The 12,067-nt window shown below is 67.0% G+C and carries 12 protein-coding genes; 7 read left to right on the top strand and 5 right to left on the bottom strand.

What is annotated here, in order from left to right; translation table 11 throughout:
- Nucleotides 1–131 precede the first annotated feature (131 nt).
- The 6 genes from ribBA (at nt 132) to HQN78_RS05825 (ending at nt 4,832) form a co-directional block, all read left to right on the top strand.
- Nucleotides 132–1,238, top strand: coding sequence for a bifunctional 3,4-dihydroxy-2-butanone-4-phosphate synthase/GTP cyclohydrolase II (gene ribBA / locus HQN78_RS05800; protein WP_235088479.1), 1,107 nt, complete (start codon nt 132–134; stop codon nt 1,236–1,238).
- Between the two features lie 79 nt (nt 1,239–1,317).
- A complete protein-coding gene (ribH, locus tag HQN78_RS05805) occupies nt 1,318–1,788 on the top strand; it encodes a 6,7-dimethyl-8-ribityllumazine synthase (protein WP_081547190.1) in 471 nt (156 codons plus the stop codon).
- A gap of 64 nt (nt 1,789–1,852) precedes the next feature.
- Nucleotides 1,853–2,299: a transcription antitermination factor NusB gene (gene nusB, locus HQN78_RS05810; RefSeq protein WP_081547192.1), complete on the top strand. Its 447-nt coding sequence runs from the start codon at nt 1,853–1,855 to the stop codon at nt 2,297–2,299.
- A gap of 80 nt (nt 2,300–2,379) precedes the next feature.
- Nucleotides 2,380–3,330, top strand: coding sequence for a thiamine-phosphate kinase (thiL, locus tag HQN78_RS05815; RefSeq protein ID WP_235088480.1), 951 nt, complete (start codon nt 2,380–2,382; stop codon nt 3,328–3,330).
- The gene (locus HQN78_RS05820) at nt 3,314–3,826 is read left to right on the top strand and encodes a phosphatidylglycerophosphatase A (protein WP_235088481.1); all 513 of its coding nucleotides are present in this window, start codon (nt 3,314–3,316) and stop codon (nt 3,824–3,826) included. Before thiL ends, HQN78_RS05820 begins: the two co-directional genes overlap by 17 nt.
- A gap of 148 nt (nt 3,827–3,974) precedes the next feature.
- Nucleotides 3,975–4,832: a neutral zinc metallopeptidase gene (locus HQN78_RS05825; protein WP_235088482.1), complete on the top strand. Its 858-nt coding sequence runs from the start codon at nt 3,975–3,977 to the stop codon at nt 4,830–4,832.
- A gap of 64 nt (nt 4,833–4,896) precedes the next feature.
- Here the strand turns inward: HQN78_RS05825 and HQN78_RS05830 are convergent, their stop codons facing one another.
- The 5 genes from HQN78_RS05830 to HQN78_RS05850 are packed head-to-tail and all read right to left on the bottom strand — an operon-like array spanning nt 4,897 to nt 10,064.
- Nucleotides 4,897–5,754 (bottom strand): efflux RND transporter periplasmic adaptor subunit, encoded by an 858-nt coding sequence (locus tag HQN78_RS05830; protein WP_227103288.1) that lies wholly within the window; start codon nt 5,752–5,754, stop codon nt 4,897–4,899.
- A 43-nt stretch (nt 5,755–5,797) separates the two neighbouring features.
- Complete coding sequence (locus HQN78_RS05835) at nt 5,798–5,995, bottom strand: DUF1656 domain-containing protein (protein ID WP_107798895.1); 198 nt, start codon at nt 5,993–5,995, stop codon at nt 5,798–5,800.
- Complete coding sequence (locus tag HQN78_RS05840) at nt 5,985–8,144, bottom strand: FUSC family protein (protein ID WP_235088483.1); 2,160 nt, start codon at nt 8,142–8,144, stop codon at nt 5,985–5,987. Before HQN78_RS05840 ends, HQN78_RS05835 begins: the two co-directional genes overlap by 11 nt.
- Nucleotides 8,131–8,646 (bottom strand): MarR family winged helix-turn-helix transcriptional regulator, encoded by a 516-nt coding sequence (locus HQN78_RS05845; RefSeq protein WP_235088484.1) that lies wholly within the window; start codon nt 8,644–8,646, stop codon nt 8,131–8,133. The genes HQN78_RS05840 and HQN78_RS05845 overlap by 14 nt, the downstream gene beginning before the upstream one ends.
- Nucleotides 8,643–10,064, bottom strand: a complete 1,422-nt coding sequence (locus tag HQN78_RS05850) for an efflux transporter outer membrane subunit (protein WP_235088486.1) — start codon at nt 10,062–10,064, stop codon at nt 8,643–8,645. The genes HQN78_RS05845 and HQN78_RS05850 overlap by 4 nt, the downstream gene beginning before the upstream one ends.
- 275 nt (nt 10,065–10,339) lie before the next feature.
- Between HQN78_RS05850 and HQN78_RS05855 the strand changes: the two genes are divergently transcribed.
- Nucleotides 10,340–11,974, top strand: coding sequence for a methyl-accepting chemotaxis protein (locus HQN78_RS05855; protein WP_107798899.1), 1,635 nt, complete (start codon nt 10,340–10,342; stop codon nt 11,972–11,974).
- The last annotated feature ends 93 nt before the right edge of the window (nt 11,975–12,067 follow it).

Raw genomic sequence — 12,067 nt, forward strand, 5'->3', positions numbered from 1 at the left:
GAATGCCGATGCGCCGTATACGCTCTTCAGTTGTTTTCGCCTTGGCCCGCGAGACTTTGAACAGGTACTGATAACGAATTCAGGCGGGCGGCGGCCCGCGCCAAAAACAAGTGCTTACGAAGGAAGACGGTATGACTATTTCCCCGATTCAGGACGTTATCGCCGACATCAAGGCCGGCAAGATGGTGGTGCTGGTGGACGCCGAAGACCGCGAGAACGAAGGCGATCTGGTGATGGCGGCGGAGTTCGTCACCCCGGAGGCGATCAACTTCATGGCCAAGCACGGCCGTGGGCTGATCTGTCTGACCTTGACCGAGGAGCGTTGTCAGCAATTGAACCTGCCGCTGATGGTCAGCAATAACGGCACCCCGTACAGCACCAACTTCACCGTGTCCATCGAAGCTGCCGAAGGCGTGACCACCGGTATTTCCGCTGCGGACCGCGCTCGCACCGTGCAGGCCGCGGTGGCGCGGCTGGCCAAGCCGGCGGACCTGGTGCAGCCAGGCCACATCTTCCCGCTGAAGGCGCAAAAGGGCGGCGTGCTGATCCGCGCCGGCCACACCGAGGCCGGTTGCGATCTGGCGATGCTGGCCGGCCTGGAGCCGGCCGGCGTGATCTGCGAAATCATGAACGACGACGGCACCATGGCGCGCTTGCCGGAACTGGTGGAGTTCGCCGGCGAGCACGGTTTGAAGGTGGGCACCATCGCCGACCTGATCCAGTACCGCAGCCGCACCGAATCGCTGGTGGAAAAAGTGGGCCAGCGGCCGGTGGATACGCCGTTCGGCGCATTCGAGCTGCACGTGTTCCGCGACATCACCACCCGCGCCACCCATCTGGCCCTGGTCAAGGGCGAGATCCAGTCGCAGCGCGAAACCCTGGTGCGCGTGCACGAGCCCTTGTCGGTGATCGACGTGCTGGCGCCCTTGTGCAGCCAGCACTCCTGGACCGTGCCCAATGCCTTGGAAATGATCGAGGAGGCCGGTCACGGCGTGGTGGTGCTCTTGTATCGCGACGAAACCGGCGAGGCGCTGGCGCAGCGCGCGCTGGGTCAGGAGCAGCAGAAGCAGCGTTGGGACAGCAAGACCTTCGGCATCGGCGCGCAAATGCTCAAGGCGCTGGGCGTGGGCAAGATGAAGCTGATGACCGCTCCGGTCAGCCTGCCGTCCATGACCGGCTTCGATCTGGAAGTGACCGGCTTTTGCCAGCCGAGCGCCTTCCACGTGGATGAAGAATGAGCGGCTGCGCAATGGCTAAGGCCCGGGGATTGAGGTAGAATCTCCGGTTTTCCGTAGTGATTCCGCCGCGAGGAACAAGATGCTTCAAGCTATCCAGCGTATAGAACCCGATCTGACGGGCAAGGGCCTGAAAATCGGCGTTGTGATGTCGCGTTTCAACACCCCGGTTTGCGAAGGCTTGCGCGACGCCTGCTTGGGCGAGCTGGCCCGGTTGGGCGTGGCCGCCGAGGACGTGACCCTGGCCACGGTGCCGGGCGCGCTGGAAGCGCCGCTGGTGTTGCAGACCATGGCCAAGAGCGGCCGCTTCGACGCGCTGGTGGCGCTGGGAGCGGTGATCCGCGGCGAAACCTACCATTTCGAACTGGTGTCGAACGAATCCGGCGCGGGCGTGACCCGCGTCGGCCTGGACTTCGACATCCCGATCGCCAACGCGATTCTGACCACCGAAACCGACGAGCAGGCCGAAGTGCGCATGGAAGTCAAAGGCCGCGAGGCCGCTGCCGTGGCGGTGGAGATGGCGAATCTGCGCAAGCGCATCCAGCGCGGCTGATCGGCTCCCGCCAAGATACCGGAGCCGGGCGTGCCCGGCTCACCGCTCTTTACAAGGAACCTCTATGAAAACCGCTCGCCGCCGCGCCCGCGAATTTGCCATCCAAGGCATTTACGAATGGGAGCTGAACCCGGATCGTCCGGCCTCCCTGATCGAAAAGCATCTGCGCGAGAATGAATACTTCGCCAAGGCCGATGAAGCCCTGTTCCGCGAAATCCTGTACGGCGTGCTGAAAGACGTGGGCGCGCTGTCCAAGCAGATCGGCCACTATTACGAACGCGCCGAAGACGAAGTCAGCCCGGTGGAGCGCGCCGTGCTGTTGATGGCCGCGCTGGAACTGACCCAGCATCCGGAAACCCCGTATCCGGTGATCATCAACGAAGCCATTGAAATCACCAAGACCTTCGGCGGCACCGACGGTCATAAGTTCGTCAACGGCGTGCTGGATAAGCTGGCCGCCGAAGTGCGCGCCGACGAAGTGGCGTCGCAGAAGGCGCGTCGTCAGAACTAAGGCCTTGTCGCCGGCGCCGTCAGACCAGAACACACCCGCTGCCGCGGGTGTTTTCATATCGGCCGGGCAGAAAGATCGTGATGAATGAATTTGAATTGATCCGCCGTTATTTCACGCGGCCGGCCGGCGGCGCGGTCCTGGGCGTCGGCGACGACGCCGCCATCCTGCGGCCGACGCCGGGCTGCGATCTGCATGTCTCGGTGGACATGCTGGTGGAAGGGCGGCATTTCTTCGCCGACGTCGCGCCGGAGGCCTTGGGCCATAAGGCGCTGGCGGTGAACTTGTCCGATATGGCGGCAATGGGCGCCGCGCCGCGCTGGGTGGTGCTGTCGCTGGCCTTGCCGGCGATGGACGAGGCCTGGGCCGCCGGGTTTTCCCAAGGGTTCTTCGCATTGGCGGAGCGTTACGGCGTTGACGTGATAGGCGGCGACACCACGCGCGGCCCCTTGACGCTGTCGGTGACCGTGGGCGGGGAGACGCCGGGCGGTCAGGCGCTGCGCCGCGCCGCCGCCCGCGCGGGCGACGATGTCTGGGTCAGCGGCGAGCTGGGTCTGGGCGCGATGGCGGTGCGCAGCCGGTTGGGCAAGCTCGCGCCCTTGCCGGACGGTTTGCGCGAGGCGGCCTGGCGCAAGCTGGAATACCCGGAGCCGCGCATTGCCCTGGGGCGGGCTTTGCTGCCCTTGGCGCACGCCGCCGCCGACGTGTCCGACGGCCTGCTGTCGGATCTCGGCCATATCGCCGCCGCCTCCCGGGTGGGCGCGGAAGTTTGGGCCGAGGCCTTGCCGTCCCACCCGCTGGCGGAGGCCGCGCGCGGGCAATGGCTGGATTGCCTGGCCGCGGGCGGCGACGATTACGAACTGGTATTCACCGCGCCGGCCGAGCGCCGGGCGCAGATCGAGGCCTGCGCCGCGACGGCGGGCTGCCGTCTCAGCCGCATCGGCCGCATCGTTGCCGGCCAGGGCGTCAGCCTGCTGGACGGCGAGGGCAACATCATTCAACTGGAAAGCACCGGCTATGACCATTTCAAATGAGACCGAAACCCTGAAACTGCAGCCGGACTGGCGCTTCGTCCTGAGCCATCCCGCCCATTTTCTGGCCTTCGGCTTCGGCAGCGGCCTGGCGCGCAAAGCGCCCGGAACCTGGGGCACGGTGGCCGCCTATCCCTTGTTCTTTGTGCTGAACACGCTGGGGGTGCAGGGACTGGCGCTGGCGGCGCTGTGCCTGCCGCTGTTCATTGCCGGGATCTGGATCTGCGGCTACAGCGGCCGGGCGCTGGGCGTGCACGATTACGGCGGCATCGTCTGGGACGAGATCGTCGCCATGTTGCTGGTGCTGGCCTTCGCGCCGGCCACGCCCTTGGCCTGGTTGCTGGCCTTTGTCTTGTTCCGCTTTTTCGACATTCTCAAGCCCTGGCCTATCCGCTGGCTGGACCGTCATGTGGGCGGCGGTTTCGGCGTGATGGTGGACGATTTGCTGGCGGCCTTGTTCGCGCTGGCGGTGCAGTGGGGTATTTGGCGTCTGCTGTAAGAACGGGTTCAAGGTCCGCTGCGTTCGCCGGGTGGGTCTGGCCGGTTTCAAGTCAAACGCGTACCATGCGGAACTTTTTGATGTCCTTGTTCTAAGGCGCCGCGGCGAAGCGGCCTGAGCGGGCGAGAATGGACTTGGGGGGGTAGGCATGCGTTGGGATGGGAACCGGGAAAGCGATAATGTGGAAGACCGCCGCGGCGAAAGCGGCGGGGGCGGCGGCGGGGCGCTCGGCATCGGCGCGGTCTTGATCGGCCTGGTGGCCTGGCTGGTGTTCGACGTCAATCCGATAACGGTGATCAATCTGATCAGCGAGATGGAGCCGGCGGCCGAACAGCAGGCGCCGGCCAGGGTCAGCGCGCCGGACGACCGCGACGCCAAGTTCATCCGCGTGATGCTGGCGGACACCGAAGACGTGTGGCGGCCCTTGCTCCAGGCGCAAGGCGAGCGTTACCGGCCGCCCAAGCTGGTGATGTTCACCGGCGCGACGCCGACGGCTTGCGGCCGCGGCGACGCGGCCATCGGTCCCTTCTATTGCCCCGGCGACGAGAAAATCTACATCGATCTGTCTTTCTTCCAGACCCTGGGCCGAGAGTTGGGCGCGCCGGGCGAATTCGCCCAGGCGTATGTGATCGCGCATGAAGTCGGCCACCATGTTCAGCATCAGCTCGGCATTTCCGCCAAGGTGGACGAGGAAATGGCGCGCAGCAGCGAGAGTCGGGCCAAGGCCTTGTCGGTGCGGCAGGAGCTGCAGGCGGATTGCCTGGCCGGGGTATGGGGGCATCACGCCGATCAGGCGAGGAGGATTCTGGAGCCGGGCGATCTGGAAACGGCGCTGACCGCCGCGGCCAGGATAGGCGACGACGCCTTGCAGCGTTCGGCCGGCCGCGAAGTGGTGCCGGACTCCTTCACTCACGGCAGCGGCGAGCAGCGGGTGCGCTGGTTCCGCCGCGGCTTCGACAGCGGCGACATGGCGCAGTGCGATACCTTCCGCGCGCGGCGGCTGTAACAGCGGCTCAGTGGAGAAATGAAAAATGGGGCCAACGGCCCCATTTTTCATGCTTGTCGCGGAGCTAGCGCACCACCACGGTGCAGGTGGTGCCGGCCACCAGCAGCTGTCCGGCCGGCAGCGCGTCCAGCTCGATGCGCACCGGCACCCGTTGCGCCAGCCGCACCCAGTTGAAAGTGGGATTGACGTCGGCCAGCAGTTCGCGGCCGGTGCCGGCGTCGCGGTCGGTGATGCCGCGGGCGATGCTGGCGACGCGGCCGCTCAAGGTCGGGCCGCCGCTGAGCAGGGTGATCTCCACCTTGGCGCCGGGTTTGAGCATCGGCAGCTTGGTTTCCTCGAAATAGCCTTCCACGCGATAGGAGTTGCGGTCTATCAGCGCCAGCTTGGGCGCGCCGACGGCGGCGAAGTCGCCGGCATGGACATTGAGATTGGTCACATAGCCGTCCACCGGGGCGCGCACCACGGTGCGTTCCAGATTGAGCCGGGCCAGATCGCGCGCCGCCAGCGCCGCCTGGTATTGGGAGCCGGCCGAGGCGGCGGCGAAGGCCGCGGTTTCGCGGTTTTCGGCGGACACCACGGCGCTGTCCAGGCCGTCGCGACGCGCCGCCTCCTTGCCGCGGCGGTTTTTCTCGGTGCGCTGCCCCTCCAGCGCGGCCTCGGCCTGGGTCAGCGCCGCCGCGTAGCGGCTGCGGTCGACGACGAAGAGCACGTCGCCCTTGCGCACCGGCTGGTTGTCCTTGACCGCCACCTGGGTCACCAGGCCGGCCACGTCGGCGGAGAGCGTGATCACGTCGGCGCGCACGCGGCCGTCGCGGGTCCACGGCGAGTGCATGTAGTGGTCCCACAGCGCCTTGCCCAGCCAGACGGCGAGCGCCAGCAGCAGCAAGGTGATCAGGTAGCGGATGAGAGTGTTGATTCGCATATTGATTATCCGGAAGGGTGTTCGGGGTGGGCCGGAGGCGTATTCAGTACAGCAGCAGAGCCAGGCCGCTGAACACGCAGATTAGCAGGCTGAGGCGGAACAAGGCCGGGTGCCAGACCCGGCGGTAAAGACCGGCCCGGCCCAGCAGCCAGTCCAGCCCGGCCTGGCACAGCAGGCTGAACAGGAACAGCGGCAGCAGGGTGGGGATCAGGATGCCGAATACGGCGATTTCACGAGTCATGCTCAGTTCCTTGCGCTGCGCTTGCGGCGGCTTCGGCCACGTCCAGCAATGAGGTGTGGATCAGGTGCAGATCGGTCAGCGCCCGCTGGATGCGCGCGGCGCGTTCGGGTTCCGCCAGCGCCAGATGGGCGCGCAGCGCCGGTCCGGCCGCGCGCATGGTGGCGATGGCCTGTTGCAGCCGTTCCGGCGACGGCGCGGCGAAATAGCGTTCCAGCTGCGCCACCGTGTGTTCCAGATCGGCGCGCAACTGCGGCGACGGCGATTCCGCGGTCAGCGCGCGCAGATTGATCACCGCCAGGCCCAGCTCCAGCAAGGTGATGGCCTGGGCGGTGATCGCCTGTTTCAGTTCGGCCTGGGCCGGGCTCAGCGTGTTCAGCAGATTGAGCAGGTCGCGGATGCGGTTCTCGTAGCGCTGCTTCAAGTGGGGCAGCTTGGCGTCGCAGGCGCGGCGCGCTTCCCGCCACAAGGCGGCGGCGATGTGGCGCGGCGAACCCATGGTGTGTTCGGGCAGCACCAGCTGGAAGAAGGCCGCCGCCAGCGCCAGCCCGAGGATGCGGGCGATGCCGTTGTTGAGAAAGGCCACGATGTCGTAATTCATCGGGTTTTGCGGGTTGACGGCGCTGGCCAGCACGATGGTCATGCCGGCGCCGACGCCGGCGTATTTGGGCAGGCATTTCAGATAGCTGCCCAGCGCCAGGAAGGGCAGCAGGCCCAGCATCAGTATCGGGAAGCCGTTGCCCTCGCTCAGCAGCCAGAACAGGCTGACATAGGCCAGCGGCGTGCCCAGCGCGAAGCCGGTCAGGAATTGTTTGACCATCAGCACCGGCCGCGGCGAGGAGGCGGCGAGACCGCAGAGCACGGTGGCCAGCAGCACCGCCTCCAGCGCGCTGGGCCAGGCCAGCCAATACCAGGCGACGGACAGGGTGCCCAGGGTCAGCGCCGCGCGCACGCCGCCGGCGACGGCCACCGGCAGCGGCGTGCCCGGCACATAGGCGGCCAGCGCGTCGATCTGCTGCGGCGTCTTGCTGGCGAAGCCGTGGTAGACGCCGACGAAGGCGTGCATTTCCTCGATGAAGCGGCTCAGCAGCTCGGTGGCGGTGTCGAAGTCTATCCGCCAGTGCTCGGCCCGCTCGCCGCCCGGAAGCAGCGCGCGGGCGGCGTCTATGCGGCGCGGCCAGCCGGCGCGAAGCCGGCCCAGCTGCGCCTCGGTGTCCCGGGCTTCCGCGGCGTTGCGCGCCGGACCGTCGACGCCGCTGAGCACCGCGGCCACCTCGGAGAACAGCGGCAGCAGCAGGCCGGGCAGCGGCGAGTCCGCGTCGCGGCGCAGCCGCTCCATTTGCCGGTGCAGGGTGTGGAAGGTGGTCAGCGCGGCCATGAAGGTGGCGTTGAAGGCGTGCAGCTGATTGCTGCGCGAACGCACGTGTCCGGCTTCGAAAAAGGCGGTGGCGCGGCCGGCCTCCAGCGCGGCGATGTCGGCGGCGAACTTGAGCTGGGCCTGCTCCAGATCGCTGGCGTGCAGCTTCTGCGCCAGCGCGTCCTGGCACAGCAGAATGAAGCGCAGATAGCGGCCGCGCACATTGCTGACCACCAGCTCCGCCTGGTAGCGTGGAAACACGATGTCGTAGACCACCGCGCTGCAGATCAGGCCCAGCGAGATTTCCGAGACCCGGGTCACCGCCAGGTCGAACACCGTCAGCGGGCGGCCGATGGCCGGCAGCGCGATGATGCAGGCGGTGTAGCCGGCCAGCACGAAACCGTAGGAACGCGAGTTGCGGTACAAGGTGGCGCAGCCGGCGCACAGGCCTATCCAGAGCGACAGCGCCGCCAGCAGCAAGACCGGCTGCGAGGCCAGCATGCCGACCAGGATCAAGGCCGCCGCGCAGCCGGCCAGCGTGCCCAGGAGCCGGTAAAAGCCTTTTTCCAGCACCAGGCCGCTTTGCGGCGAACCGACGATGAGCACGGTGATCAGCGCGGTGCCCGGCGAATCGAAGCCCAGGCGGAAGGCCAGCCACAGCGCGGCGAAGCAGGCCAGCAGCGTCTTGAGGATGAAGATCCAGCGCTCGCCCTCCTGCCGCAGCCAGTCCTGTCCGGCGCCGCGCAGCGCCCGGCCCAGCCAGCGGCGCCGGGCGGCGAGGCTAGTCGTGCTCATCGTTGGGCGCCGCCTGGTTCAAATTGCTGAGCTGGCGCAGGTAGAACTGTTCCTGCTGCTGCATTTCCTCGGCGCTGAAGCCGGCGAAGGTATTGCCCAGGTTGCCCCAGACATCGGGCAGCAGCTTGCGGATGCGTTCGCGGCCGGCGTCGCTGAGGGTGACGGCGACCGCGCGGCGATCGTCGCTCAGGCCGCCGCGATGGATCAGGCCCTGCTTTTCCAGGTCGTTGCAGATGCGGGTCATATTGGCCGGTTTTTGCGAGCAGGTTTCCGCCAGAGAGCCGGGCGTCGTCGTCTCTTGCTCGGAGCCGTAGAGCACCGCCAGCACCAGATAGCTGCTCTCGGTCAGCCCGTGTTTGCGCAGGGCGGCGTTGGTCAGGTCCTGAAGGCGTTTTTGCACATGGTAGTTCAGCCGCGTCAAGGTCAGCAGCGCCAGCGGAAATTCCGGAATTCTGGTCTTGACGCGGAGCAGGCGTTTGCGGGTTTCTTCGAAGTGGCTCATGGGCTTTCTCCGCCGACGATGGGATTGGGGGATTCGACGCCGCCGCCCAGCACGGCCATCAGAGCGGCGTAGCTGTCCAGGCGCTGGGCTTGGGCCTGAGCGCGCTTTTGCCGGGCGGACAGCTCGTTCAGCCGCAGCTGGCGCACCGCGCTCTGATCGCTGAGGCCGGCGCGGTAAGCCTGTTCGGCCAGCGCCCGTTCGCGGCTGGTGGCGTCCAGCGCCTGTTCGGCCTGCCGGCTTTGCTGGTCCGCGGAGCGGGCGCGGACGATGGCGCTGGCGGTTTCGCTCAGGGCGTTGATCAAGGCGGCGTTGTAGCTTTCCACCGCCTGATCGTAGGCGGCGGTTTGGGCGCGCAGCTGGCCGCGCAGGCGGCCACCTTCGAATATCGGCAGGCTGATCGCCGGGGCGAAGCCGCGCAGAGCGGCGGCCGGGGACAGCAAGTCGGCGAAGCCTATCGCCTGATAGCCGGCGAAGGCGCTGAGATTGATATTGGGATAGAAGGCGGCGCGGGCGACCTTGATGCGCGCGGCCTCGGCCTCCACCCGCCAGCGTTGCGCGCTCAGGTCCGGCCGCCGGCCCAGCAATTGGGCCGGCACCGCGGCGAGCGGGTCCAGCGCCTGGTCCAGACGCAGCGCGGGGCGCGTCGGCCGGTTTCCAGCGTCGGGCGCTTGCCCGCTGAGCGCGGCCAGCTGATTGCCCAGGGTGGCGATGCGTTCGTCGATTTGAGCCAGCTGGACGCGGCCGGCCGGCAGCCTGCCGCGCTGCTGTTCCACCTCCGGCTGGGCGGCCAGCCCGGCGGCCTTGCGGCGCAGGCTGAGGTCCAGCAGCGCCTGCTGCTGTTCCAGCTCCGCCGCCGCCAGATCTCGCTGCTGATATTGCTCGGCCAGCTGCAGATAGCCGCGGATGATGGCGCTCTCCAGGTTCAGCGCGCTCAGCCGGGCGTCGGCCGCGGCCATCTGGGCGTCGCTCAGCGAGGCGGACAGCGCCTGGCGTTCGCGCCCCCAGGCGTCCAGATCGTAGCTGAGGTTGACGGCGGCGCGTGTCTGCCAGTCGTAGTTGCCGTGACCCGCCGGCGCCACCAGGTTTTTCTCCGCGTGCAGCTGCCGGGTGCTTTGCCATTGCGCGTTGATTTGCGGCTGGGAGGCGGCGGCGCTGACCTCGCTCAGCGCCTGAGCCTGGCGCAGCCGCGCCTCGGCGCCGCGCAGGCCGGGGTTGTCCTGCAAGGCCTGGCGGATCAGCCGCTCCAGTTGGGGATCCCGCCATTGCCGCCACCAGGCCGCCGCGGGCATGCCGGCCCAGGGCGCGTTCACGGCGGGCGGCGTTTTGAGCTGGGACTGCGGTTTGACGGCGTCCATTTGGGCGCAGGCGCTGAGCAGGAGCGCGCCGGCAAGGGCGAGGGTGGCGGAAAACGGCTTCATCTGTCTATCCATGTTTTACATCTGTGTATATTTTATTTGTAGATATTACATTTGTAAAATATAAAATCGATGCGGTATCGCGAAGCGGTCAAGTCATGCTCCTGGCCGGGCCGCTTGCGACTGACGCAAATCAAGCATATGTCATTAATCATAGTCAGCTGATTAATGACGGGTGTATTATTTGGGTTTGCTTAATAAAACCAGCGAATAAACCGGACCGCCGCGGCATGCCTGCGACCCGGTTTGCCGCCTCGTCAGCGATTTTTGGAGACATCATGCAAGCGGGCCTTTCCTTGAAGCAGCGTTTGTTGTTATTGATTTTTAGCGTGATCGCGTTGACTTGTCTGCTGGGCGGCCTGGTGCTGCGCAGCATGCATCAGCAAATGATGGCGGACCGGCAGGATCTGATCCGCGGCCAGGTGGAGAACGCCTTGAGCCTGGTGGCCAATTACGAGGAGCGGGCGGCGGCCGGCGCCATGCCGGAGGCGGAGGCGCAGCGCCAGGCGCTGCTGGCGCTGACCCGGCTGCGTTTCGCCGGCAAGGAGTATTTTTTCACCCTGGACAAGGGGCTGGTCTGGCTGGCGCACGGGGTCAACCCCAAGCTGGTGGGCAAGGATATGCACGCGGTCAAGGATTCCAGCGGCAGCAGCCTGGGCGACAAGTTCGACCAGACCCTGAGGCAGGGGCAGGGCAAGGGCTTCGCGGAATTCGTCTGGGACAAGCCCGGCTCGGCGGAGCCGCAGCCCAAGCTGGCGTATTTGCAGTCCAGCCCGCGCTGGGGCTGGGTGGTGGGCACCGGCCTGTATATGGACGACGTCTGGGCGGCCTTGCGTGTGCAATTGCTGGGCGTGGCGGTCCAGGTGCTGCTGATCGCCGCGGTGTGCGGCGGCCTGGGCTGGTGGCTGTTCCGCAGCGTGATGCGGCAATTGGGCGCGGAGCCGGCGCAGACCGCGGCCGTGGTGCGGGAAATCGCCGGCGGGCGGCTGGATGTGCCGGTGCCGGTGCGGGCGGGCGACGCGGACAGCCTGATGGCCAATATCGCCCATATGCAGCAGGCTTTGCGGCAGATGGTGGCCGACATCGTGGCCAGCGCCGGCGAACTGGGGCGGCTGAGCGAGGAGGTGGTGACCGGCGCGCAGGCGGTGGCGGACAACTCCCAGCAGCAAAGCGAGAGCGCCACTTCGATGGCGGCGTCGATCGAAGAGCTGACGGTGAGCATCAACCACATCTCCCAATACGCGCAGGACGCGCGCCAGGTGTCGCAGCAGTCCGGCAGTTTGTCGGACGAGGGCGGCGAAGTGATCGCCAAGGCCGTGGCGGAGATGAAGGGCATCAGCGAGACGGTGGACCTCACCGCCGGGGCGATCTCGGCGCTGGCGGACAAGACCGCCACCATCTCCAGCATCATGCAGGTGATCAAGGACATTGCCGATCAGACCAATCTCCTGGCCCTGAACGCGGCGATCGAGGCGGCGCGCGCCGGCGAAACCGGCCGCGGTTTCGCGGTGGTGGCGGACGAGGTGCGCAAACTGTCCGAACGCACCGCGCAGGCCACCGAGGAGATCGCCGGCATGATAGACGAGATCCAGCTCAGCTCCGATCAGTCGCGCGCCAATATGAGCCAGACCGTGGAGCGGGTGCGCGCCGGGCTGGCGCTGGCCGAGCAGGGCGGGGAGATGATTCAGCAGATACGCGGCAGCGCCGGCCAGGTGGTGCAAGTGGTGCGCGATATCTCCCATGCGCTGCAGGAGCAAGGCGTGGCCAGCCAGGACATCGCCCGCCACGTGGAGCAGATCGCCCAGGTGGCCGCCGGCAACGCCGCCGCCGCCACCCAGGCGTCCAGCGGCATTCAGAGCATGGACGAGGTGACCGGCGGCCTGCGGCAGACGGTGGCCGGATTCCAGGTGTAGCGCGGTAGACGGCGCGCGGCAGGCCGGCGAACAGATTCTTACGGGAAGTTTGCGTCTTGGCGATAGGGTTAAGAGCGGTTTGCCGCTACAATA

Origin of the sequence: Chromobacterium sp. Beijing (assembly GCF_021496765.1) — a bacterium.
Classification (GTDB): domain Bacteria; phylum Pseudomonadota; class Gammaproteobacteria; order Burkholderiales; family Chromobacteriaceae; genus Chromobacterium.

Coding starts and splice junctions, on each gene's coding strand:
- HQN78_RS05840 (WP_235088483.1), bottom strand. CDS start 8,144: ATGAGCACGACTAGCCTCGCCGCCCGGCGCCGCTGGCTGGGCCGGGCG.
- HQN78_RS05850 (WP_235088486.1), bottom strand. CDS start 10,064: ATGAAGCCGTTTTCCGCCACCCTCGCCCTTGCCGGCGCGCTCCTGCTC.
- nusB (WP_081547192.1), top strand. CDS start 1,853: ATGAAAACCGCTCGCCGCCGCGCCCGCGAATTTGCCATCCAAGGCATT.
- HQN78_RS05855 (WP_107798899.1), top strand. CDS start 10,340: ATGCAAGCGGGCCTTTCCTTGAAGCAGCGTTTGTTGTTATTGATTTTT.
- HQN78_RS05835 (WP_107798895.1), bottom strand. CDS start 5,995: ATGACTCGTGAAATCGCCGTATTCGGCATCCTGATCCCCACCCTGCTG.
- ribBA (WP_235088479.1), top strand. CDS start 132: ATGACTATTTCCCCGATTCAGGACGTTATCGCCGACATCAAGGCCGGC.
- ribH (WP_081547190.1), top strand. CDS start 1,318: ATGCTTCAAGCTATCCAGCGTATAGAACCCGATCTGACGGGCAAGGGC.
- HQN78_RS05845 (WP_235088484.1), bottom strand. CDS start 8,646: ATGAGCCACTTCGAAGAAACCCGCAAACGCCTGCTCCGCGTCAAGACC.
- thiL (WP_235088480.1), top strand. CDS start 2,380: ATGAATGAATTTGAATTGATCCGCCGTTATTTCACGCGGCCGGCCGGC.
- HQN78_RS05825 (WP_235088482.1), top strand. CDS start 3,975: ATGCGTTGGGATGGGAACCGGGAAAGCGATAATGTGGAAGACCGCCGC.
- HQN78_RS05820 (WP_235088481.1), top strand. CDS start 3,314: ATGACCATTTCAAATGAGACCGAAACCCTGAAACTGCAGCCGGACTGG.
- HQN78_RS05830 (WP_227103288.1), bottom strand. CDS start 5,754: ATGCGAATCAACACTCTCATCCGCTACCTGATCACCTTGCTGCTGCTG.